This is a genomic window from Kitasatospora sp. NPDC058965, from assembly GCF_042741245.1.
Taxonomy (GTDB): domain Bacteria; phylum Actinomycetota; class Actinomycetes; order Streptomycetales; family Streptomycetaceae; genus Kitasatospora.
The window spans coordinates 1-22,083 of sequence record NZ_JBHYKG010000135.1; the positions used below are offsets into that span (position 1 = coordinate 1).

Below are 22,083 nucleotides of genomic sequence, written 5' to 3' on the forward strand. Positions count from 1 at the left end.
CCACGAGGGTCTGCGGCTCCCGCCGTTGCCGGGTCCTCAGCAGGTGCGCCGTGCGCCGTGCGCCGTGCGCCGTGCGCCGTGCGCCCGTCGACCCGCGGCCCCCTCGCGGCGGCGGGTCCGGACGGTGCCGGGTGCGGAGGGTGCCGGGGGTCAGACGCAGAGGCTGCGGGCGTAGTTGACCCGGTTCATCAGGTCCATGACCTGCTGCGGCGAGCTGACCGGGATCGACGTGGTGTGGTACCGGCCGCCGCCGGAGACGGTGATCTGCACGTGGCCGACCGTGCGCTTCTCCTTCATCAGCAGGAAGAGCAGGCCGACCAGGCAGAACAGGAAGAAGATGATCGCCAGCACGATGCCGGCCGGGGCGATCCGCTCCTCGGTGCGGGACATGTCGGTGGCGGTCCAGACCGTGCCCTGCAGCGGGATCTGGCCGGCCGGGGTGACGATGCCGGTGCTGGTCACGGCGATGTCCCCGATGGTCACCAGCGGCTGGCCGGCCGGCGGGGCGGGCGGCGCGGCCGGGTAGCCGTAGCCGGCCTGGGACGGGGGCTGCTGCGGGTAGCCGTAGTCCTGCGGCGGCGCGGGCTGCTGCTGCGGGTAGCCGTAGTCCTGCGGCGGGGCCGGCGGCTGCTGCGGGTAGCCGTACTCGGGGCTCGGCAACGGGTAGCCGTACACCGGCGCGCCCGCGCCCGGCGCACTCGTCGGCTGGGGCGGGACGGGCGGCTGCCCCGGCGCGTCGAACGGGGGCGGAGGAGTCGTCATGAACCGGTCTTTCCACGGGAGTGAGCGGGACGGCTGATCGTCGCAGTCTCTCGCATCGGGCGCGCCGCCCGCGAGCCTGTTCGGGGACAAAGCTGACGGCCTGCCAACTGCACCCGGTGCGGATGATGCTGACCGAGCGTGACCGAAACCGTTGATTGGTCTTTACCACTGCTGCGCACGATGGCCGCATTGCCAGGCCAATCGGGACGTTCTGGCCGGTGGGGAGTGCTTCCTTGGTTGAAGATTGGTACAGACCTGTTGACCCGGACCTGGTCCAGGCCATACGTTCAGCGCCAATCCGCGGAAGCAGGGCGGGCCGGGTGCGCACCCGGCCGGACCCAGGTACCCCTCCCCCCCACGGCGCTCGGTCCCCCACAGTCCGGGCGCGACTTTGGAGCGACCATGCCCGAACGCGCTACTGCTGCGCGGCCGGTCGAGCGGCCCCAGACCGCTCGACGCCCCCTTCGAAACGTGACCGCGCTCGCCACCGCGACCGCCCTGTGCGCCGGTGCGGCCGGTCTGACCGCCGTGCTCGGCGGCTCGGCCGGCGCCGCGAGCGCCAACCTGCTGACCAACGGCGGCTTCGAGACCGGCAACCTGACCGGCTGGACCTGCTCCGCCGGCCTCGGCAGCGTCACCGGGACCGCCCCGCACACCGGCAGCTACGCCCTGCAGGCGGCGGCCTCGGCGTCCGACAGCGCCCAGTGCTCGCAGACCGTCACGGTCACCCCGAGCACCAGCTACAGCCTGTCCGGCTGGCTGAAGGGCAGCTACACCTACCTCGGCGTCAGCGGCACCGGCACCACCGACACCAGCACCTGGACCTCGGGCACCGCCTGGTCCAACCTCAACACCACGTTCACCACCGGCGCGTCCACCACCTCGGTGACGGTCTACGTGCACGGCTGGTACGGCCAGGGCACCTACTACGCGGACGACCTGGCGCTCACCGGCCCGGGCGGCGGCTCCACCAGCGCCTCGCCGAGTGCCAGCGCGAGCAGCACCAGCGCCTCGCCCAGCGCCAGCCCGACCCAGTCGAGCTCCCCGACGGCCAGCGCCTCGCCGACCCAGTCGAGCTCGCCGTCCGCCAGCCCGACCCAGAGCGCGACCCCCACGCCCACCCCGACCGCGACCGCCTCCGGCGGCACCGCCCCGGGCGGCGACGGCCTGGTGAGCACCCCGGGCGGCGTGACCGCCGCGGTGCACAACAACGCCGTGACGCTGAGCTGGGCCGCGTCCACCGACGGCGCGCAGAACGGCAACGTGCCGGGCTACTACGTCTACAGCGGCGCCAACCTGGTGGCCACCTCGATGGGCACCTCGGTCACCGTCAGCTCGCTGCTGCCGAACACCGCCTACACCTTCACCGTCCAGGGCTACGACAAGGACGGCCACGCGAGCGCCCAGTCCGCGCCGGTCGCCGTCACCACCGGTGCCGCGCCGACCGGTGCGGTGAAGTCCGCGTACTTCGCGCAGTGGGGCATCTACGGCAACGCCTACTACCCGAGCAGCCTGGCGAAGACCGGTGCCGCCGCGGGTCTGAACACGGTCACCTACGCGTTCGAGAACATCGACCCGACCAACCTGACCTGCTTCGAGACCATCAAGGCGACCGACGCCAACGAGTCGAACCCGAGCGCCGGTGACGGCGGCGGCGACGCCTTCGCGGACTACCAGAAGGGCTACACCGGCGACATCAGCGTCGACGGCACCAGCGACTCCTGGAGCCAGCCGATCAAGGGCAACTTCAACCAGATCCGCGAGCTGAAGGCCAAGTACCCGAACCTCAAGTTCACCGTCTCGCTGGGCGGCTGGACCTACTCGAAGTACTTCTCCGACGTCGCCGCCAGCGACGCCTCGCGCAAGAAGTTCGTCTCCTCCTGCATCAACATGTTCATCAAGGGCAACCTGCCCACCGGGATCTCCGGCGACGCCTCCGGCGGCACCGGCTCGGGCGCCGGCATCTTCGACGGCATCGACATCGACTGGGAGTACCCGGCCTCCGCCGGTGGCCACACCGGCAACCACTACTCGGCCGCCGACAGCGCCAACTACACCGCGCTGATGGCCGAGTTCCGCAACGAGCTGGACGCCTACGGGGCGAGCGTCGGCAAGCACTTCCTGCTCACCGCGGCGCTGCCGAGCGGCCAGGACAAGATCGCCAACCTGCAGACCGACCAGCTCGGCAAGTACCTGGACTACGGCAACATCATGTCCTACGACATGCACGGCGCCTGGGACGCGACCGGTCCGACCAACCTGCAGGACCCGCTGTACAACAGCCCGAACGACCCGAGCAACCCGATCGCCCCGGGCACCGAGAAGTACACCGTGGACAACGGCGTGAACGCCTTCGTCAACGGTGACGCGGCCTACGGCATCAAGGGCGGCTTCCCGGCGAGCAAGCTGGTGCTGGGCGTGCCGTTCTACTTCCGCGGCTGGACCGGCGTGCCGGCGGGGGCCAACAGCGGCCTCTACTCGACCGCCACCGGCCCGTCCGCGGCGCAGTCCACCAGCCAGTCGGCCGGGGTGGCGTTCTGGAAGGAGCTGGTGGCCACCGGCAAGACCGGCTCGGCCAACGTGCACTGGGACCCCACCACGCAGAGCTCGTGGATCTACGACGGCACCAACTTCTTCACCGGTGACACCCCGCAGGCCATCACGGCGCGCGGCTCGTACGCCACCACCAAGGGCCTGGGCGGCATCTTCGCCTACTCCCTGGAGGCCGACGACCCGTCCGGAACCCTGGTCAACGCGATGACCGGCAGCATGAAGTGACCGGTAACCACCGGTAGTTCGACCCCGACCCCCGGTACCGCGAGGTGCCGGGGGTCGGGCTGTTCGACCCGCCATCAACACCTGCTAGTCTCAGCCGATTTCACCGCGCTGCCAGGCGCCGGACAAGACGGGGCAAGAGGACGTAACTATGGCAATTCGCCGGGCCACGCAGAAGAAGCAGGTCATCGAGCGGCTCTCCCAGGTGGCACCGCCCGGGGAGACCTTCATCGCGTGCGTGCACGTGGAGACGGGTCCGAGCCCGTGGCTGAACGCGATCTTCGACGAGGTCCCCGGCCTTGGCCTGATCGTTGCCCTGACCCGGAAGTTCTACTTCCTCACCCTGACCAACAGCTCGGTCGTGGTGAACATCGCCAACCGGTGGACCAACCGGCCCGGCGACGTGGTCGCGGTCTTCCCGCGCGAGGCCTTCCCGGTCACCCGGGTCAAGCGGGCCACGGTGTGGAGCTCGATGTACCTGCAGCTGCCGACCGACTCGAAGCCGAGCCGGCTGAACATCCACCGCTACTGGCGCGACGAGATGGACCAGCTGAGCGTGGCCTTCCCGCCCGGCTCGATCGACCCGGGCTCGCAGCCCTTCGCGACGCCGCAGGGCCAGCCGTTCCCGCAGCAGGGCCAGCCCTACCCGGCCCCGCAGGGTCAGCCGTTCCCGCAGCAGGGCCAGCCCTACCCGGCCCCGCAGGGTCAGCCGCTCCCGCCGCAGGGCGCCCCGGTTCCGCCGCAGGGCCAGCCCTACCCGCCGCAGCCGGCGCCGCAGCAGCAGCCGTACACCGGCCAGCCGGGCAACCCGGGCTACGTCCCGCACCCCGACCAGATGTGATCCAGCCGTGACGCCCCGGTGCCGGCCGTTCGCGGCGCGGCCACCCGGCCGGATTGGACCGCCGGGCCGCTCCTGGGCTCTACTCGACGGCAGAACCCCGTGGAGAGGAACCCCCGCCGTGACCGAGACGCGCCTGAACCTGCTGGCCGACTGCACCGGCTGCTTCGGCCTGTGCTGCGTGGCCCTGCCGTTCGCGCGCTCGACCGACTTCGCGGTGAACAAGGAGGCCGGGCAGCCCTGCCGCAACCTGCGCGAGGACTTCCGCTGCGGGATCCACGCGGACCTGCGCGACAAGGGCTTCAACGGCTGCACGGTCTACGACTGCTTCGGCGCCGGGCAGCACCTCTCCCAGGGCACCTTCCAGGGCGTCAGCTGGCGGCAGGACCCGAAGAGCGCGCCGCTGATGTTCCGCGCCTTCCCGGTGCTGCGCCAGCTGCACGAGCTGGTCCGGTACCTGGACGAGGCGCTCGGCCTGGCCGCGGCCGCCCCGGTCCACCCCGAGCTGCGCACGCTGCTGGTCGAGACCGAGGAGCTGACCGAGCTCACCGCCGAGCACCTGGTCGAGCTGGACGTGCCGGCCCAGCGGGCCAAGGTGAACGCGTTGCTGCTGCGTGCCAGCGAGCTGGCCCGGGCCCGGGTGCCGGGCCGGAAGCGGGACCGCCGCGGGGCCGACCTGATCGGTGCCAAGCTGCGCGGGGCCGAGCTGCGCGGCGCGGACCTGCGCGGTGCGTACCTGATCGCGGCCGACCTGACCGGCGCCGACCTGCGCGACGCCGACCTGATCGGGGCCGACCTGCGCGACGCCCGGCTGGCCGGGGCGGACCTGACCGGTGCGTTCTTCCTGACCCAGACCCAGCTCAACGCGGCCAAGGGCGACGGGGCGACCCGACTGCCGAACGGGCTGGCCAGGCCCGCACACTGGTGAGATGACGGACGACTTCACCCGCAGTGCCTGGGCGGCGCTCGGCGGACCGGCGGAGCTGGTCGACCGGATCGGCTACCGGGAGGTGCCCGGTGTGCTGGCGGCCCGGCTGCCGGTGCGCCGGCAGGCCCGGGCCGCGGTGGCGGCCTGCGCGTTGGCGGCCGCCGAGCTGCGGGCCGCGCGCGGCGGCGCCCCGGTGGCCGGACTGCTGGTCGACGAGGGTGCGGTGGCCGCGGCCTTCCGCAGCGAGAAGCTGCTGCGGATCGACGGCCGGGCGGGCGACACCTTCGCGCCGCACTCGGGCTTCTGGCGCACCGCCGACGGCTGGGTGCGCACCCACGCCAACTACCCGCACCACCGGGAGCGGCTGCTGAGCGGGCTCGGGCTGGCGCCGGACGCGTCGGCCGGGGCGCTGGCGGAGCAGCTGGCGGGGGAGAAGGCCGTCCAGGTGCAGGAGGCGGTGTACGCGGCGGGCGGACTGGCGGTCGCGGTGGGCGCCGCCGAGCCCGAGCCGGGGCTGCCGCTGGTGGAGCGGTGGGTGCTGCCCGGCTCCGGGCGGCGGCTGGCGCCGGCCGACGCGCCGGCCGCCGGGGTGCGGGTGCTGGACCTGAGCCGGGTGATCGCCGGACCGGTGGCCACCCGCACGCTCGGCCTGCTCGGCGCCGACGTGCTGCGGATCGACTCGCCCCGGCTGCCGGAGACCGCGGACGCGCACGCCGACACCGGCTTCGGCAAGCGCTCCGCCCTGCTGGACCTGGACCGGCCCGCGGACGCGGCGGTGCTGCGCGAGCTGGCCGCGGCGGCGGACGTGGTGGTCAGCGGGTACCGGCCGGGGGCGCTGGACCGGTTCGGGCTGACCCCGGAGCAGTTGCCGGGCACCGTGCTGGTGCAGCTGAACGCCTGGGGGTGGCACGGGCCGTGGGCCGGGCGGCGCGGCTTCGACAGCCTGGTGCAGGCCCGGGTCGGGATCGCGCTGCGCGAGGGTTCGGCGCAGCAGCCGGGCGCACTGCCGGCCCAGTCGCTGGACCACGGCACCGGCTACCTGGTGGCGGCCGGGGTGCTGCGCGCGCTGACCGAGCGTCAGCGCACCGGAGCCGGCGCCCACCTGCGGTACTCGCTGGCGGGCACCGCGCACTGGCTGCTGACCACCCCGGCCGGGGCGGACCGGCCGACCGGTGGGGACGAGCCGGCCGGGGCGGACCCGACCCCGTACCTGACCGAGACGCCCAGCGGCTACGGACTGCTGCGCCACCCGCGCCCGCCGCTGCCCGGCCACGGCAGCTGGGCCACCGGCCCGAGTCGCTGGGGCTCCGACCGGCCGGAGTTCCTGGCACGCCGGGGCGGGTCGGACGGGCCCCGGAGCACGGGCCGCTAAACCCGGTGGCTGCCGCCGCCCGCCGCTGCTTACCCTCGACGGATGACCGACGACCCGCGTGCCGTGCTGACCGAGCGGCTCGACCTGACCGCCGTGCACCAGGGCGACCTCGACCCGCTGTACCGGATCAACGCCGACCCCGGCGGTTGGGGCCACGACCCGGCCGGCCGGCACCTGGAGCCGGCCACCACCCGGGAGTGGATCGCGCGGGCCGCGGCGCGCTGGGCGGACGACGGCCTGAGCTACTGGACGGTGCGGCTGCGCGGCACCCCCGAGGTGATCGGGATCGGCGGGGTGCAGCTGACCGGCCGGGGCAACTGGAACCTGTTCTACCGGCTGGACACCGCGCACTGGGGGCACGGCTACGCGACCGAGATCGCCCGGGCGGGGATCGACGCGGCCCACCGCCACAGCCCCGACCTGCCGGTCCACGCGATGATCCTGCCGCACAACCGGGGCTCCCGCGGGGTGGCCGAGCGGCTCGGTCTGACCGACCACGGCCTGGGCCTCGACCCGTTCCGCCGCGAGTGGGCCCACCTGTACGCCGATCGTCCGGAGCCCGGATGGCCGGTTCCCGCACCGTCGGCCTGAACCCACCCCTGTTCACCGCGACTTAACTCCTTGCCCGTACACGCCTCCTGTTGCGTTCGGCTCCGCTGTGGCAGCCTGTGGCACGCACGACGGGGGGCCGCGGTGCTCCCCCGATCGGCGATCTACGCGCGTTCCGTCGCGGGCGCGCGATCGCGCCCAGAGAGGGAGCAGGATGCGCAAGAGCAAGGTGCTGGCCCTGTCGCTCACGGCAGGGCTCGGCCTCGGCCTGGTCTCCGCCACCACGGCGTCGGCCACCGACCCCGGGCCCCGGGGCCCCAAGCAGCAGACGGGCTGTCAGATCTCGGCCGACGGCCGGGACGTGAAGCACGTGATCTACCTGCAGTTCGACAACGTGCACTTCACCCGGGACAACCCGAACGTGCCCTCGGACCTGGAGCAGATGCCGCATCTGCTCGACTTCCTGGAGAGCAACGGGACGCTGTCCACCAACCACCACACGCCGCTGATCGCGCACACCGGCAACGACATCCTGACCTCGATCACGGGTGTCTACGGCGACAAGCACGGCCAGGCGGTCTCCAACTCGTACCGCTACTACAAGCCGGACGGCAACTCCAACTCGGCCAGCAGCTTCGCCTACTGGACCGACGGCGTGGCCGACACCTCGGTGCCCACCCCGGCCGACAGCGCGCCGACCATGGTCGGCCCGGACGGCAAGAACGCGCCGGCGCCGTGGACCACCTACACCAAGGCCGGGTGCGACTTCGGCGCGGTGTCGACGGCCAACACCATCCTGGAGAACACCACCGTCGACATCAACAAGGTCTTCGGTGCCACCTCCCCGGAGGCCGCCGAGGCCAAGGCCGACCCGGCCAAGGCGCAGGCCGACTTCGTCGGCATCGGCGTGCACTGCGCCAAGGACTCCAAGGTCTGCGCGAAGGGCACCCAGAGCCCCGACCTGCTGCCGGACGAGCCGGGCGGCTACAACGGCTACCAGGCGCTGTTCGGCGCCAAGGCGGTGGACCCGGCGATCGCCTCGGACGGCGTGGTGCGCTCCACCGCCGGCAAGCAGATCACCGACCCGAAGGGCAACCCGGGCTTCCCGGGCTTCGACGGGATGACCGCCGACAACTCGCTCGGCTACGTGGCCCAGATGCAGGAGTCCGGCGTGCCGGTCACCTACGCCTACATCTCGGACGCGCACGACCAGCACGGGGCGAACTCCGGCGCGATGGGCCCGGGCGAGGCCAACTACGTGGCCCAGCTGAAGTCCTACGACGACGCCTTCGCGAAGTTCTTCGACCGGATCCACCAGGACGGCCTGAACGAGGACAACACCCTCTTCGTGGTCACCTCGGACGAGAACGACCACTTCGTGGGCGGCAAGCCGACCCCGGCCGACTGCGACGGCGTCACCGTGCCGTGCACGTACAGCCAGATCGGCGAGGTGAACGCCAACGCCAAGGGCCTGCTGGCCACCCAGCAGGGCGTCACCACCCCGTTCCAGGTGCACGCCGACTCGGCGCCGAACTTCTACCTGAACGGGCAGCCCGGCCCGAACGACCCGACCACCCGGGCGTTCGAGCAGGCCTGGTCCAAGGTGACCGCGGTCAACCCGATCACCGGGAAGACCGACACCGTCTCCAGCTACCTGGCCGACCAGGCGGAGCAGAAGATCCTGCACATGCAGACCGGCGACCCGCTGCGGACGCCGACCTTCACCTCCTTCGCCGACCCGAACTACTTCGTCTACGCGGGCGCGGCCAACTGCAACTCGGCCTGTGTCGCGCTGGGCCCGGCCTACGCCTGGAACCACGGCGACTTCGCGCCGGACATCAACACCACCTGGCTGGGCCTGGTCGGCCCGGGCATCCGCAACCTGGGCGAGACCGGTGACGTGTGGTCGGACCACACCGACATCCGTCCGACCATGCTGGCGCTGCTCGGCCTGAAGGACTCGTACGCCTCGGACGGCCGGGTGCTGACCGAGTACATCGAGAACTGGGCGCGTCCGACCGCGCTGCGCGGCCAGCACGGCTACGACTACGAGGAGCTGGCCGAGGTCTACAAGCAGCTGAACGCGGGGGTCGGCGAGTTCGCCACCGCCACGCTCAAGGCCTCGACCGCGGGCATCCTGACCAGCAGCCCGGACGACGCGCAGTACAAGGCGAGCACCGCCAAGCTCACCGCGCTCGGCGCCGAGCGGGACGCGCTGGTCGCGCAGATCGGCCAGCTGCTGCAGAAGGCCGCGTTCGACCACCAGAAGGTGGACGGCGACCAGGCCGACCGGCTGACCGCCCAGGGCAAGGCGCTGCTGAAGAAGGCCCAGCAGCTCTGACCCGCACCCGCACTCGCACCTGAACCACCTTCACCCCCCGCGCCGGGCTCGGCAGTTGCCCGGTGCGGGGGGTTCGGTTCTTTCTGGTTGTGGGCATGACACTCTGGCGCCCGGCAGTGGTCACCGGGCGGTCACCGGCGCGCGAAACGGTCGACGCGTACGCCACGGGGAGCCTGGAGGAACCGCCGCATGCCGAGACCGCCGTCAACGACACCCGGGGGCGCCCCCGCCCGGCCGCCGGCCCGGGGTGCCCGGTGGGGCGAGCGGGCGCTGGCCTGGGCGTACCTGCTGCCCTCGCTGGCCGTCTTCGCGCTCTTCCTCGGCTATCCGCTCTACCGCACCCTCTACCTGAGCGCGCACGGCAACGACCTGTTCGGCGCCCCCACCCGGTTCGTCGGACTCGACCACTACACCGCGCTCTTCGGCTCCGCCGAGTTCTACCGGACGCTGCTCACCACCGCCCTCTTCGTGCTGCTCACCGTGGTGCCCGGGGTGCTGGGCGCGCTGGTCCTGGTGCTGCTGCTGGAGGGCCGGCTGCGCGGCGTGCGGGTGCTGCGCTCGGCCTTCGCACTGCCCTTCGCCTTCTCGGTGGCCAGCGCCGCGGTGGTCTTCGGGGTCTTCTACAACCCGGCCACCGGCGTGCTCAACGGCCTGCTGTCGCGCGTCCGGCTGGGGCCGGTCGCCTGGCTGACCGACCCGCACCACGCGCTGGTCTCGGTGGCGATCGCCACCGTCTGGCTCAACCTGGGCTACAACGTGCTGGTGCTCTCGGCCGGGCTCGGCTCGATCGGACCGGAGATCACCGAGGCGGCCCGGCTCGACGGGGCGGCCGGCTGGCGGCTGGCCCGCTCGATCACCGTGCCGCTGCTCGGCCCGCACCTCTTCTTCCTGGTCGTGGTCTCCACCATCAACGCGCTGCAGAGCTTCGGCCAGATCAACATCCTCACCAGGGGCGGCCCGGACCACGCCACCAGCACGCTGGTCTACGAGGTCTACGACAAGGCCTTCGCCAACGGCTCCAGCGACTTCGGCGCGGCCAGCGCCCGCGCCGTGGTGCTGCTGCTGGTGGTGCTGGCCTGCACCGCGGTCCAGTTCGGGGTGCTGGAGCGGAAGGTGCACTACGCGTGAACCGGGTCCTCGGCAGCCTGACTGCCTACCTGCTGCTCGGCCTGGCCGCGGTGACCGTGCTGCTGCCGGTCTACTACGTGGTGGTCGGGGCCTTCATGGGCCCGGCCGACCTGGCGGTCTACCCGCCGTCGGTGGTCCCGCACCACCTGACCACCGGCAACTTCGCGGCTGCGGCCCGCGCGGTGCCGCTGGCACGCGAGTACCTCAACTCGGTGCTGGTGGCCGGCGTCATCACCGCGGCCCAGCTGCTCACCTCGATCCTGGCGGCGTACGCGCTGGTCTTCCTGCCGCTGCGCGGGCGGGGCGCGGTCTTCGGGGTCTTCCTGGCCACCCTGATGGTGCCGTGGGAGGCCGTGATCATCCCGAACTACCTGACCGTCTCCGACTGGGGACTGGCCAACAGCTACGTCGGCCTGGTGCTGCCGTTCCTGGCCTCCGGGTTCGGCACCTTCATGCTGCGCCAGTCCTTCCGTCAGTTCCCCGCCGAGCTGCGGGACGCGGCGCGGATCGACGGCGCGGGCCACGGCCGGTTCCTGTGGCGGATCCTGGTGCCGCTGAGCAGGCCCTCGCTGGCGGCGATCGCCGTCTACGTCTTCCTGTCGGCCTGGAACCAGTACTTCTGGCCGCTGATCATCACCCGCACCCCGCAGATGCAGACCGTGCAGATCGGGCTGACCAGCCTGAGCTACGCGGACGCCGCCGACCCCGGGCTGATCCTGGCCGGCGTGCTGCTCTCGCTGCTGCCGACGCTGGCCCTGGTGGTCTTCGGGCAGCGCTTCATCGTCCGCGGCCTGACCGCGGGCGCCGTCCGCTGACACCGCGAAACCCGTGGTGGCACCTCGCCACCGGTCCTCAGAAGGAGACAGTCACGTGCGCAAGCTGGTGGTAGCGACGGCGGTGGCCGCGCTGGCCCTGACCGCCTGCAGTTCCTCCTCGTCCGGGTCCGGCGCGGACGCGTCCGGCGGGGCGCCCGGCGCCCAGGCGCTGCAGGACGCCAAGGGGGTGACCACGGTGACCTTCTGGCACGGCATGACCGGCCAGAACGCCACCGTGCTGAACGGCCTGGTGGACGCCTTCAACCAGGCGCACCAGGGCAAGATCGAGGTCAAGCCGGTGTTCCAGGGCACCTACGACGACGTGATCGCCAAGTACAAGGCCTCGGTGCAGCAGAAGGGCACCCCCTCGCTGGTGCAGATCTACGACATCGGCACCCGGTTCATGATCGACTCCAAGCAGACCGTGCCGGCCCAGGCGTTCGCCGACAAGGACGGCTACCCGCTGGACGACATCGAGCCGGGCATCCGCAACTACTACACCGCGGGCGGCAAGCTGGTCTCGATGCCGTTCAACTCCTCGATGCCGCTGCTCTACCTCAACGCGGACGCGTTCAAGGCCGCCGGGCTGGACCCGACCAAGCCGCCGCAGACGCTGGCGGAGCTCGGTGACGCGGCCAAGAAGCTGACCGTCAAGGACGCCAACGGCCAGACCACCCAGTACGGCTTCGGCGCGGCGATCTACGGCTGGTTCGTCGAGGAGCTGCTGGCCGAGTCCGGCACCCTCTACTGCGACCAGGGCAACGGGCGCGACGCCAAGGCGGGCAAGGTGGTCTACGACTCGGCCAAGGGCGCCGAGGCGGTGCAGTGGTGGGCCGACCTGGTCAAGGGCGGGTACGCGGTCAACACCGGGCGGACCACCGCGGACGCCCAGGCGGCCTTCAAGGCGGGCCGCTCGGCGATGAACCTGGAGTCCACCGGCGTGCTCGGCGGCTACACCCAGGCGGCCAAGTTCACCGTGGCCACCGCCCCCTACCCGAAGATCGACGCCGCCGACCCCGGCGGCCCGGCGATCGGCGGCGCCTCGCTCTGGATCGACGGCCCCGGCCACTCGCCGGCCGAGCAGCGGGCGGCCTGGGAGTTCGTCACGTTCCTCAGCGACCCGGCCCAGCAGGCCACCTGGCACACCGGCACCGGCTACTTCCCGATCAACCGGAAGGCGCTGGACGACCCCAAGGACAAGGCCTGGCTGGCCAAGTACCCGCAGTTCCAGACCGCGATCGACGAGCTGCACTCGACCAGGCCCAGTCCGGCCAACGCGGGCTGCCTGCTCGGCGTGATGCCGCAGGCGCGCAAGGGGGTCGAAACCGCGATCGAGCAGACTATCAGCGGCGGCAAGACCGCCCAGCAGGCGCTGTCCGACGCCGCGAAGGACATCCAGTCCGCCATCGACAGCTACAACAGCTCGGTGGGCTGAGGGTTCGTCGGCCTTTGACCCCTTTTGGCCCGCCGCACCGGTCCCCGGTGCGGCGGGCCGACTGCTTGTCGGGTGCACGCAAATCCGGGAATTTGCCGGGAAATTGGCGAACCCGACTTCAGTACCCAGCAGTTCGTCAGATATTCTCCGGCGGACTCTCCGTCGTTGGCCCGCCCAGGAAACCATCGGGCCCGACGGTCCCACCACAGCGCTCCGACGACCCCCGGTCGGCGCCGAACTCCGTGAGGTGCTCTTCTTATGCGTCGTCCCCTCGCACTCGTGGCGGCCACCGCGCTCGCCTCGGGTGCCGTGCTGGCGGGAGCGCACAGCGCGCTCGCCCTCCCGGGCGGTCCCGCGTTCTCGGTGGCCAGCCCGGCCCCGACGCACGCCGACCAGGACCAGGCGAAGATCGACAAGGAAGTTCCCAAGGAGGTCACGCCGAAGCTCGCGGTCAAGGACCTGCGGCACGAGGTGGACGCGGGCGGCCACACCGTCTACACGGTGGAGTTCAGCAACCCCTCGAAGAGCGACCTGATCTTCCTGCCGGCCGTGCTGGTGCAGAGCCAGAAGGGCGGCCTCTCCACCCACAAGATCACCATGGACTACCTCGACTACCGGTCCAAGGACTGGCAGCACAGCAGCATCCCGAACCGGGTGGACGACGAGCACCTGGACGAGATCCGGGTGCTCGGTGCCGAGGAGAACGGCGAGCCGGGGCCCAGTGACCTGATCGTGCTGGAGGCGGGCAAGAAGTACACCGCCAAGATCCGGCTGGGGCTGCCCGACGACGCTCCGCTCGGCCCGGCCTACACCCAGTTCGTGGCGTACTGGTCCCCGCTCGACGTGGCCTCGGAGACCGACGAGATCGGCCAGCTGAGCTTCAGCGCGCCCGGTTACTTCTGCATCGGCGCGCCGGACGACAACGGCGGCTCGCCGAGTCCGAGCCCGTCGAAGAGCGTGCCGGCCCCGAGCCCCTCCAAGAGCGTGCCGGCCCCGAGCCCGTCGAAGAGCGTTCCGGCGCCGTCGCCCACGTCCGAGTCGCCCACCCCGTCCGTGTCGGCCTCCACCAGTGCTCCGGCCACCGGCACCACCACCCCCGCCGGTGGTTCCACGTCGACCCCGCCGGACACGGCGCCGCCGGTGACGCCTTTCCCGGTCACCCCGCCCTCGCAGGTCACCGTCCCCGTCACCACCACTGGCATCCAGCAGGCCAAGGCTGCCGCCGCCTCGCAGGACAAGGACCTCGCCTTCACCGGTGGCGGCAGTGACGCCACCCCGATCGCGATCGCCGGTGCCACCGTGCTGGCCGCCGGTGTCGGCACCCTGGTGCTGCTGCGCCGCCGCAAGCAGGCCGGCCGCCACGCCTGAGGCGATGGCCGGTGACCGTTCCGACCCGGTCCGCGCGATGCGCGGGCCGGGTCGGCGTGCATGCGGGACCGTCCATTCCGGGCCATTTCCGGCACATCGGCTGTTCGCACTGATCGCATAGGATGTCCGGCCGAGGGGGCCGGTGCGGGGAAGAGGAACAGGTGCGCGGAGCGAGCGCAGAGGAAGCGGCGACGGATTACGGGTCGGACACCGGCCGGATCTGGATCCTGCCTGTCCGCAGACACCACGCCCTGCTGGTCGTCTGGACGGTCCTGTGGTTCCTGATCGTGGAGCCGAGCGGCGGCTTCTCCTGGCACTACCTTCGCCAGGGCGAGCAGTTGCTGTTCAGCGGCCAGAACGGCGGCGGGCTCTCGCTCTACGCCCACCACCCCGAGCTGCAGATCGGCCCGGTCAGCCTGGCGGCGGCCCGGCTGTTCGCCCCGTTCCCCGAGCGGATCGGCCAACTGCTGGCCGAGGGCACCATGTCGGCGCTCGGCCTGGTGATGCTGGTCCTGGTCGGTCGCACGGCCGCCTGGTACTACCGCGGCACCGGCACCAACCACCGCCGGCTGCAGCAGCGGATCCTGGTCGCGGGGCTGGCCTTCATCCCGATGTGGGTGGAGGTGTCGGTCCGGTTCGCGCACCTGGACGACGTGCTGGCGCTCTTCTTCACCATGCTCGCGGTGAACGCGCTGGTGCGCGGCAAGGCGGTGGCGACCGGCATCTTCCTGGCCCTGGCGGTGGACTCCAAGCCCTGGGCGATCTCCTTCGTGGCCCTGGTGCTGGCCCTGCCCCGGCAGGACTGGAAGCGCGCGCTGATCTGGTTCACCGGTCTGGTCGCGATCGCCTGGCTGCCGTTCTACCTCGGCAACCTGGGCTCGCTGCAGGCCGCCAAGTTCACCATCCCCAACCAGCCCGCCTCCTCGCTGCGCTGGCTGGGCGTGTCGGACCCGTCCACGCCGTGGTGGGACCGCCCGGCCCAGTTCGCCATCGGCATGGGCCTGGGTGCGCTCGCGGTGCGCCGCGGGCGCTGGCCGGCCGTGGTGCTGGTCGGTGCGAACGCCCGGATCCTGCTCGACCCGAGCGTCTACACGTACTACACGGCCTCGATCCTGCTGGGCACCCTGCTCTGGGACGCGGTCGGCCAGAAGCGGCTGGTCCCGTGGTGGAGCTGGATCGCCCTGGCCTCGCTCTACGGCGGCACCCTGCTGATCCCGTCCGACTCGGCGAAGGGCATGGTTCGGCTCGGCTTCGTGGTGCTCTCCACCGCCTACGTGCTGCTCTGGCCGACGAAGCAGGCCCGGCGCGGCGGCCGCAAGCGCGGCGGCACCGGGACCCGCGGTCCCGGGGCGCCCGGGCGGCGCGGGTCGGGCGGCACGGTGGAGCGGCCGACCCTGGCGCTCACCCCGGTCGCGGTGCCGGCCCCGGCCGGCTCCGGTTCGGGGCGGCGGGCCCGGGGCCGCGGGGAGGCCCGCACGCCGGTGCCGGCCCGCCGCTGACCCCGGTTCGGACCCCGGTTCGGACCCCGGTTCGGACCCCGCCTCGGGTACCGCGCGGCGCCCCGGGCCTCAGGCCCCCGCGGCGACCCCGGGCCGGGCGGGCCCGAACAGCAGCCGGACGAGGCCCAGCCCGAGCACCGCGCCGACCAGCTGGGCGGCCGCGAAGCCGGGCACCGATCCCGGCGCGATCCCGGTGTACCCGTTGCTGAGCGCCCGGCCCAGGGTGAGCGCCGGATTGGCGAAGCAGCCCGAGGCGGTGGCCCAGATCCCGGCGGTGATCCAGCCGGCCACCGCGACCGGCGCGAGCCGCTGCTGCCCGGCCCGGGTCAGCCCGAGCACCACCAGCAGCAGCACCGCGGTGGCCACCACCTCGCCGGTCCACTCGGCCGCACCGGTGTGTGTCTGACGGGCCGTGCCGAGCGCACCGTGGCCGAACATCAGGTCCGCCAGCAGCGCCCCGCCCACCGCACCGGTCAGCTGCGCGGCCGCGTACCAGACGGCCTCCCCGGCCGGCAGCGCCTGCGCGGTGCCCCGCCCGTGCCACCACAGGCCCAGCGTGACCAGCGGGTTGAGGTGCGCCCCGGAGACCGGCGCGAGCAGCGCGATCAGGACGCCCAGGGCGCAGACCGAGGCCAGCGTGGTGGCCAGCAGCTGCACGCCCCCGTCGGTGCTGAGCGCGGCGGCCCGCAGCCCCGAGCCGATCAGTGCCAGGGCCAGCAGCCCGGTTCCGAGCGCCTCGGCGGCGACCCGGCGACCGAGCGGAATGCGTAGGATCATTGGTTCATTCTCGGGCGGCGCCGCGGGCCGCCACAATGCCCGGGCGGATGGCGGTACCTCCAAAAACTTTTCCGAACCCACCTGCAACCCCCTGGGGGGATGGACGTCTATCAGGGTGAGAGCAAGGGGAACGGGACCGGCGAGCCGGACGAGCCGGTCGCTCTCACCACACCGAAGACATCCAGACCCATCGGGGGTAGTGCCATGCGCGCGTCCATCGTCGACCGTTTTGCGAAGTTCGTCACCATTGCCGAGGCCAGTCAGCGGGCCCGCTCCTGGGCGCCGCGCCTGGCGGTGTCGGTGCCGCTGGTGGCGCTGGCCGCGGTCGGCACCGTGGGGTGCGACCCGAACGCGGGCACCGCGGCGGCCCCGGTGAGCGTCGCGGCGTCGCCGACCATGCCGGCCACCGCCGGGCCGCTCCCCACGCCCACCGCCCCGGCCTCCGCGGCGCCGACCGGCTCGCCCTCCGCCGCGCCGTCCACCGCGGCCGCCGGCACGCCGAGCGCGGCCCCGAAGGCCACGCCGTCCGCCGCCGCGGTGGTGAGCAACGCCGGCACCCACGGCCGACTGACCGTCAGCAACGGCACGTCGCTGGTCTGGATCGCGGGCCGCACGGTGGACTTCGGCACCCCGGTCCGGGACCTCGCCTGGTCCCCGGACGGCAACCGGGCGGCCTTCGTCGACGGCTCCGGCGACCTGGTGGTCAGCGACCCGACCGGCGGTCACCGCACCGTGGTGGCGCACCACCCGGCCGGCCAGAACTGGTCGCACCCGACCTGGCAGGTGGCCGCGGCGGACCCGCGCAACCAGCAGGAGGCCAAGGACAACCTGATCTTCACCACCAGCCAGGGCGGCACCACCCGGCTGATGAAGGTCGTCGCCACCGCCCACGAGGGCACCCCGGAGGTGCTCCGCCTGGGCAACTACTCCGACCCGTACGCCGCCCAGCTGCCGCAGACCGGCAACACCTGGGCGAACGGCGGCGGCAACCAGGGCAGCTCCGTCTACGCCAACACCGGCGACGGCCTGGTCTACCTGCGCGACGACTACCTGCGCCAGCAGGGCGGTGCGGTCGCCAAGGGCTCGGAGCCGGACCTGTCGGCGGACGGCCGCGAGGTGGTCTTCGTCAGCTCGGTCAACGGTCACGACCACCTGTTCGCCCAGGACGTCCGCGCCCAGAACAGCGTGGCCAAGGACCTGACCCCCGGCGCGACCACGGACTACACCGAGCCGGTCTGGTCCCCGGACGGCGCCGTCGTGGCCGCCCGCACCGCGGCCGGCATCGCCCTGGTGCGGGCCGACGGCACCGGTACCCCGGTGCTCGTCTCCACCGCCACCGGCCTGCCCGCCTACCGTGGCTGATGCCGCGCCAGCTCGGCCCGCAGCTCCGTCAGGTGCTCGTCCGCGGCCTCGTGCGGCAGGAACTCGACCAGGTCGACGAAGCGGAACAGCACCTGGTCCGGGGTGATCCCGAACTCGTAGTCGGCGAAGCCCACCACCGCACCGCTGCCGCCGCGGGCCGCGCCGCGGACCACGTGCGCGGTCAACTCCGAACCGCCGTCGGCGGACAGCCCGCGCCGGGCGTTCGGCCGGGCCAGGTACGGGCAGACCATCGAGGCGTAGAGCATGCAGGCCCGGTGGCCGGGCCCCTCCAGCGTCGGGGTCATGTTCCGGTACGGGCGCCCGGCGGCCAGCGCCTCGGCGATCGCGGCGCTCTCCGTCGCACCGACCACGCGCCAGACCAGTCCCTTGGGCATCAGCTGGTTGCAGACCGAGCAGAGCCGCCCGCGCGCGCAGTCCGCGCTGCGGCCGTAGTCGGTGAGCGCGAACTGCGGCTGTTCCTCCTCCCACGGGGTGATCGCGGGAACGGGGTAGCCACGGGGGTCGCGGGGCCTGGCCCGGACGGTGTCCGGCATGGGCACGAGGTCGAAGCGCACCACCCATGCTTACCAGGCGCCGACATGCGGCACTATGCCGCCCGGCGCCCGAAGGTGCGGCGGTAGGCCGTGGGCGAGGTCTGCATGCTGCGGGCGAAGTGGTGCCGGTAGGTGGCCGCGCTCTCGAAGCCGACCGCGACCGCGATCTCCTCGACCGTGCCGTCCAGCGACTCCAGCAGCGGCAGGCTGGCGGCGATCCGCTGGTGCACCACCCAGCGCATCGGGCTGGTCCCGTTGCGCGCGGTGAAGTGGCGCAGGTAGGAGCGTTCCGACATCCGGGCCGCCCGGGCCAGCAGCGCCACGGTCAGCGGGGTGGCCAGGTGGTCCAGCGCCCACTGCATGCTGTGCGCGATCCCGTCGTCCTCCTCGGGCACCTGACGGACCGCCGCCTCGATGAACTGCGCCTGCCCGCCGTCCCGGTGCGGCGGGACCACGAACCGCCGGGCCACCGTGTTGGCCACCTTGGCGCCGTGGTCGCGGCGGATCAGGTGCAGGCACAGGTCGATGCCGGCCGCACTGCCCGCGCTGGTCAGCAGCTCGCCGTTGTCCACGTAGAGCACGTCCGGGTTGACCCGCACCGCCGGGTACCGACGGCGCAGCAGCTCCGCGTACCGCCAGTGGGTGGTGGCCTCCTGACCGTCCAGCAGGCCGGCGGCGGCCAGCGCGAAGGCACCCGAGCAGATCGAGACGATCCGGGCGCCCCGCTCGTGCGCAGTGCGCAGCGCCCGGACCAGGCCGGACGGGACGTCACCGGCGAAGGCGTTGGGCACGCCCACCACGATCACCGTGTCGGCCGCCGCCAGTTCGTCCAGTCCGTGCTCGGCGGTGATCGAGAAGCCGCCGAGCGCCGCCAGCGGCTTGCCGGGCACGTCCGCGCAGACCTTCAGCCCGTACCAGGGCGCCGACAGCAGGCCGGCCAGCTCGGGCCGGGCCAGCCCGAACACCTCCACCACCACGCCGAGTTCGAAGGGCGCCATGCCGTCGAAGGCGTACACCGCCACGGTGTGCACCGGCTCCGGCCGGCGGCCGATGGCCACCTGCACGGGGTGCGGCACGCGCTGCTCTGCCATCGGTTCCCCTTGATCGACGTGGCGGGATCTTCGCGAGTGTAGCCCCGGGCGCCACCGCTGCCCGCACCCGTCCGGCCCGGGGACCGGGTCGCCGCCGAACCCGACCGCTCACCCACCGTCAGGAGACCGCACGTGAACGCCCGCGAAAAGTTCTCGAAGTCACCTGCAACCCCCCGGGGAGATGGACGTCTATCAGGGTGGGAGCAAGGGGAACGGGGCCGGCACCGCCGGACGGCGCCGGTGGCTCCCGCCCCAGGTGGTCGGCCCCGGCCGGCCCGTCGACCGCGGCCCGGAAGTGATCACTCCCGCCGGATCCGCGACGACGGCGCCCTGGCAAGATCACCACCGACCACACGGCACATCACCACCTCGGGCGGCCCCGGCCGCCCCCTCGGGGAAGCAGAACGTACATGTCCATGACTGTGGCGCCGAGCCTGCCAGTCGTCCCGCCGGTCCGCCGGGGCCGGGTCTGGCAGCTGCTGTTCGGCGCGCTGGGGGAGCGGTCCGAGCCGGACATCCGGGAGCGGCGACCGAGCGGCTTCCGGCTGCTGCGCGGCGGCCGGTCCGAGCAGGAGGACCGTCCCACCCTCACCGACCTGTACCACGCGCACCGGCTGAGCCTGGTCCGCACCGCGGTCTTCCTGGTGGACCACCAGGACTTGGCCGAGGACGTGGTGCAGGAGGCGTTCGCCGCGCTCTACCAGCGCCACGGCGAGCAGTTGGAGAACGTCGACAACGCGCTGGCCTACCTGCGCACCGCCGTCGTCAACGGCTCCCGCTCGGTGCTGCGCCGGCGCAAGACCGCCCGCGAGTACGTTCCGCCGCACGAGGCCGACGCCCCCTCGGCCGAGGACTACGCCGTCCTCAACGACGAGCACCGCCGCGTGGTGCTCGCCCTGCGGGAACTGACCGACCGTCAGCGTGAGGTGCTGGTGCTCCGGTACTGGTCCGACCTGTCGGAGGCGCAGATAGCCGAGACCCTGGGGCTGTCCCGGGGTGCCGTGAAGTCCACCGCCAGCCGCGCTCTGGACGCGCTGGAGAAGCAGCTGGAGAAGACCCGATGACCATGGACGACCAGGAACACCAGGACAGTGCCGAGGAGACCCCGACCGAGCGCCTGCTGCGGGAGGCGCTGGCCGCCCGGGCCACCATGATCGGCGCGCACGACCTGCGGCCGGCCGAACCGCCGAACCGCCGGACCAGGCGGGTCCGCCCGCTCTACGCCGTCGGAGCGCCGCTGTTCGCGCTGGCGGCCGCGAGCGCCCTGGTCTTCGTCGGCCTGCACACCAGGACCGTGGCCGACGAGCGCCCGGCGCCGGCCGCCAGCCTGACCGCCACGCCCACCCCGTCGCCCAGCCCGACGCCGTCGCCGAGCGCCTCGACCAGCAGCTCGGCCGTGGCCGACGGCGCCGCGGCCGGCGACGCGTCGGCCAGTGCGGGGGACTCGGCGAGCACCGCCGCGACCCCGGTCACGCTCGGGGCCGTGCAGGACTTCCGCGGGGTGAAGTTCCGGCTGCCGACGGGGTGGACGGTCGACGCCGGTGGCACGACCGGGCCGCCCGGTGCCACCGTCTGCCTGCGCACCCCGGGGGCGAAGACGGCCCCGGGCGGCTCCTGCGAGCCCTACGGCATCCAGCTCACGGCGTACTCCACCGCGAACGAGCTCTCCGACGCGACGTACCCGACCGCGGCCGACCTCGGCGCCCCGGCCGGCTGGGCCCACCAGCCGTACTGCTACGCCTGGGACAACCCGCACTACGCGAACAAGTCCGGCGGGACCGAGACCCAGACCACCGCGACACCGGTGAAGAGCACCGTCCAGCTGGCCGGGCTCACCGCGAACCTGACCACCTGGCAGGTCCAGTGCGCCTCCGGGGACTCCTTCACCGGGCGGCTGTGGGGGCTGGCCGGCCAGCAGGTCTACGTCGGTGCCGACGGTCTGGACACCCAGTACGAGGGTGCGCTGCAGGCGATCCTCGGCAGCCTCGACGTCACCGACCACACCGTGCCCGGCAAGCCGGGTACCGCGTCGGTCACCTTCGCCACCGGTGGCTTCGACCAGGGGCAGAAGATCTACAACGACAGCGTGAAGGTGCCGTTCTCGGTCACCTTCACCAACACCACCGGCAGCGCCTGGCAGCACGTCTCGACGGACGTGACGGTGGGGGACAAGCCGACCGTGACCCTGGAGCAGCAGCTGGACAACGGCAGTTGGCTCACCCTGAACAGCTCCGTGCCGCTCGGCGGGAAGCCGACCTTCGCGCTGGCCGCCGGCGCGAGCAAGACGATCAACTACCGGATCTCGTTCGGCCCGACCAGCATCATGAACATGCCGTGGCCCCTGACGGAGTCGGCCCTGCTGAACTTCAACGACGGCAGCGGCATCCTGATCGGCACCACCACCTTCAACCTGCCCACCATGCCGAAGTCCACCATGCCCTGACCGGGCCGGACCCCAGGCACGCGGCGCCCGCCCCCCGAGGGGGACG

19 protein-coding genes are annotated in these 22,083 nt (G+C 72.7%); 14 read left to right on the forward strand and 5 right to left on the reverse strand.

Annotated features, from left to right (window positions below; all coding sequences use genetic code 11):
• Positions 1-150 precede the first annotated feature (150 nt).
• The gene (locus tag ACFW1A_RS22115; protein ID WP_380410849.1) at positions 151-762 is read right to left on the reverse strand and encodes a hypothetical protein; all 612 of its coding nucleotides are present in this window, start codon (positions 760-762) and stop codon (positions 151-153) included.
• 471 nt (positions 763-1,233) lie between these two features.
• On the opposite strand from ACFW1A_RS22115, the gene ACFW1A_RS22120 reads away from it, so the two are divergent.
• The 11 genes from ACFW1A_RS22120 to ACFW1A_RS22170 all read left to right on the forward strand — a co-directional run bounded on the left by ACFW1A_RS22120 (position 1,234) and on the right by ACFW1A_RS22170 (position 15,810).
• On the forward strand, positions 1,234-3,540 hold the full coding sequence (locus ACFW1A_RS22120) for a glycosyl hydrolase family 18 protein (protein ID WP_380410850.1): 2,307 nt from the start codon (positions 1,234-1,236) through the stop codon (positions 3,538-3,540).
• Positions 3,541-3,688: 148 nt separating this feature from the next.
• On the forward strand, positions 3,689-4,378 hold the full coding sequence (locus tag ACFW1A_RS22125; RefSeq protein ID WP_380410851.1) for a hypothetical protein: 690 nt from the start codon (positions 3,689-3,691) through the stop codon (positions 4,376-4,378).
• Positions 4,379-4,496: 118 nt separating this feature from the next.
• A complete protein-coding gene (locus ACFW1A_RS22130) occupies positions 4,497-5,303 on the forward strand; it encodes a pentapeptide repeat-containing protein (protein ID WP_380410852.1) in 807 nt (268 codons plus the stop codon).
• Between the two features lies 1 nt (position 5,304).
• Positions 5,305-6,675 carry a CoA transferase gene (locus ACFW1A_RS22135; RefSeq protein ID WP_380410853.1) on the forward strand — a complete coding sequence of 457 codons (1,371 nt, stop codon included), beginning with the start codon at positions 5,305-5,307 and terminating at the stop codon, positions 6,673-6,675.
• Positions 6,676-6,717: 42 nt separating this feature from the next.
• A complete protein-coding gene (locus tag ACFW1A_RS22140) occupies positions 6,718-7,266 on the forward strand; it encodes a GNAT family N-acetyltransferase (RefSeq protein WP_380410854.1) in 549 nt (182 codons plus the stop codon).
• Between the two features lie 172 nt (positions 7,267-7,438).
• A complete protein-coding gene (locus ACFW1A_RS22145; RefSeq protein ID WP_380410855.1) occupies positions 7,439-9,565 on the forward strand; it encodes a hypothetical protein in 2,127 nt (708 codons plus the stop codon).
• 189 nt (positions 9,566-9,754) lie between these two features.
• Positions 9,755-10,693, forward strand: coding sequence for a carbohydrate ABC transporter permease (locus tag ACFW1A_RS22150; RefSeq protein WP_380410856.1), 939 nt, complete (start codon positions 9,755-9,757; stop codon positions 10,691-10,693).
• A complete protein-coding gene (locus ACFW1A_RS22155; RefSeq protein WP_380410857.1) occupies positions 10,690-11,508 on the forward strand; it encodes a carbohydrate ABC transporter permease in 819 nt (272 codons plus the stop codon). The genes ACFW1A_RS22150 and ACFW1A_RS22155 overlap by 4 nt, the downstream gene beginning before the upstream one ends.
• Before the next feature lie 55 nt (positions 11,509-11,563).
• The gene (locus tag ACFW1A_RS22160) at positions 11,564-12,943 is read left to right on the forward strand and encodes an ABC transporter substrate-binding protein (protein WP_380410858.1); all 1,380 of its coding nucleotides are present in this window, start codon (positions 11,564-11,566) and stop codon (positions 12,941-12,943) included.
• Positions 12,944-13,201: 258 nt separating this feature from the next.
• A complete protein-coding gene (locus tag ACFW1A_RS22165) occupies positions 13,202-14,311 on the forward strand; it encodes an LPXTG cell wall anchor domain-containing protein (RefSeq protein WP_380410859.1) in 1,110 nt (369 codons plus the stop codon).
• A 161-nt stretch (positions 14,312-14,472) separates the two neighbouring features.
• On the forward strand, positions 14,473-15,810 hold the full coding sequence (locus ACFW1A_RS22170) for a hypothetical protein (protein WP_380410860.1): 1,338 nt from the start codon (positions 14,473-14,475) through the stop codon (positions 15,808-15,810).
• Positions 15,811-15,879: 69 nt separating this feature from the next.
• On the opposite strand, the gene ACFW1A_RS22175 is transcribed toward ACFW1A_RS22170, so the two are convergent.
• Both ACFW1A_RS22175 and ACFW1A_RS22180 read right to left on the reverse strand, forming a co-directional pair.
• Positions 15,880-16,587, reverse strand: a complete 708-nt coding sequence (locus ACFW1A_RS22175) for an aquaporin (protein WP_380410861.1) — start codon at positions 16,585-16,587, stop codon at positions 15,880-15,882.
• A gap of 260 nt (positions 16,588-16,847) precedes the next feature.
• Positions 16,848-17,135 (reverse strand): hypothetical protein, encoded by a 288-nt coding sequence (locus ACFW1A_RS22180; RefSeq protein WP_380410862.1) that lies wholly within the window; start codon positions 17,133-17,135, stop codon positions 16,848-16,850.
• Between ACFW1A_RS22180 and ACFW1A_RS22185 the strand changes: the two genes are divergently transcribed.
• Positions 17,125-17,949 carry a hypothetical protein gene (locus ACFW1A_RS22185; RefSeq protein ID WP_380410863.1) on the forward strand — a complete coding sequence of 275 codons (825 nt, stop codon included), beginning with the start codon at positions 17,125-17,127 and terminating at the stop codon, positions 17,947-17,949. The two genes, ACFW1A_RS22180 and ACFW1A_RS22185, sit on opposite strands and share 11 nt — an antisense overlap.
• Here the strand turns inward: ACFW1A_RS22185 and ACFW1A_RS22190 are convergent.
• Both ACFW1A_RS22190 and ACFW1A_RS22195 read right to left on the reverse strand, forming a co-directional pair.
• A complete protein-coding gene (locus tag ACFW1A_RS22190; RefSeq protein ID WP_380410864.1) occupies positions 17,937-18,524 on the reverse strand; it encodes a hypothetical protein in 588 nt (195 codons plus the stop codon). The two genes, ACFW1A_RS22185 and ACFW1A_RS22190, sit on opposite strands and share 13 nt — an antisense overlap.
• Positions 18,525-18,556: 32 nt before the next feature.
• Positions 18,557-19,594, reverse strand: coding sequence for a helix-turn-helix domain-containing protein (locus ACFW1A_RS22195; RefSeq protein ID WP_380410865.1), 1,038 nt, complete (start codon positions 19,592-19,594; stop codon positions 18,557-18,559).
• A gap of 410 nt (positions 19,595-20,004) precedes the next feature.
• Here ACFW1A_RS22195 and ACFW1A_RS22200 point away from each other — a divergent pair, with 410 nt between their 5' ends.
• Both ACFW1A_RS22200 and ACFW1A_RS22205 read left to right on the forward strand, forming a co-directional pair.
• A complete protein-coding gene (locus ACFW1A_RS22200; RefSeq protein WP_380410866.1) occupies positions 20,005-20,658 on the forward strand; it encodes an RNA polymerase sigma factor in 654 nt (217 codons plus the stop codon).
• On the forward strand, positions 20,655-22,037 hold the full coding sequence (locus ACFW1A_RS22205) for a hypothetical protein (RefSeq protein ID WP_380410867.1): 1,383 nt from the start codon (positions 20,655-20,657) through the stop codon (positions 22,035-22,037). Before ACFW1A_RS22200 ends, ACFW1A_RS22205 begins: the two co-directional genes overlap by 4 nt.
• Positions 22,038-22,083 lie beyond the last annotated feature (46 nt).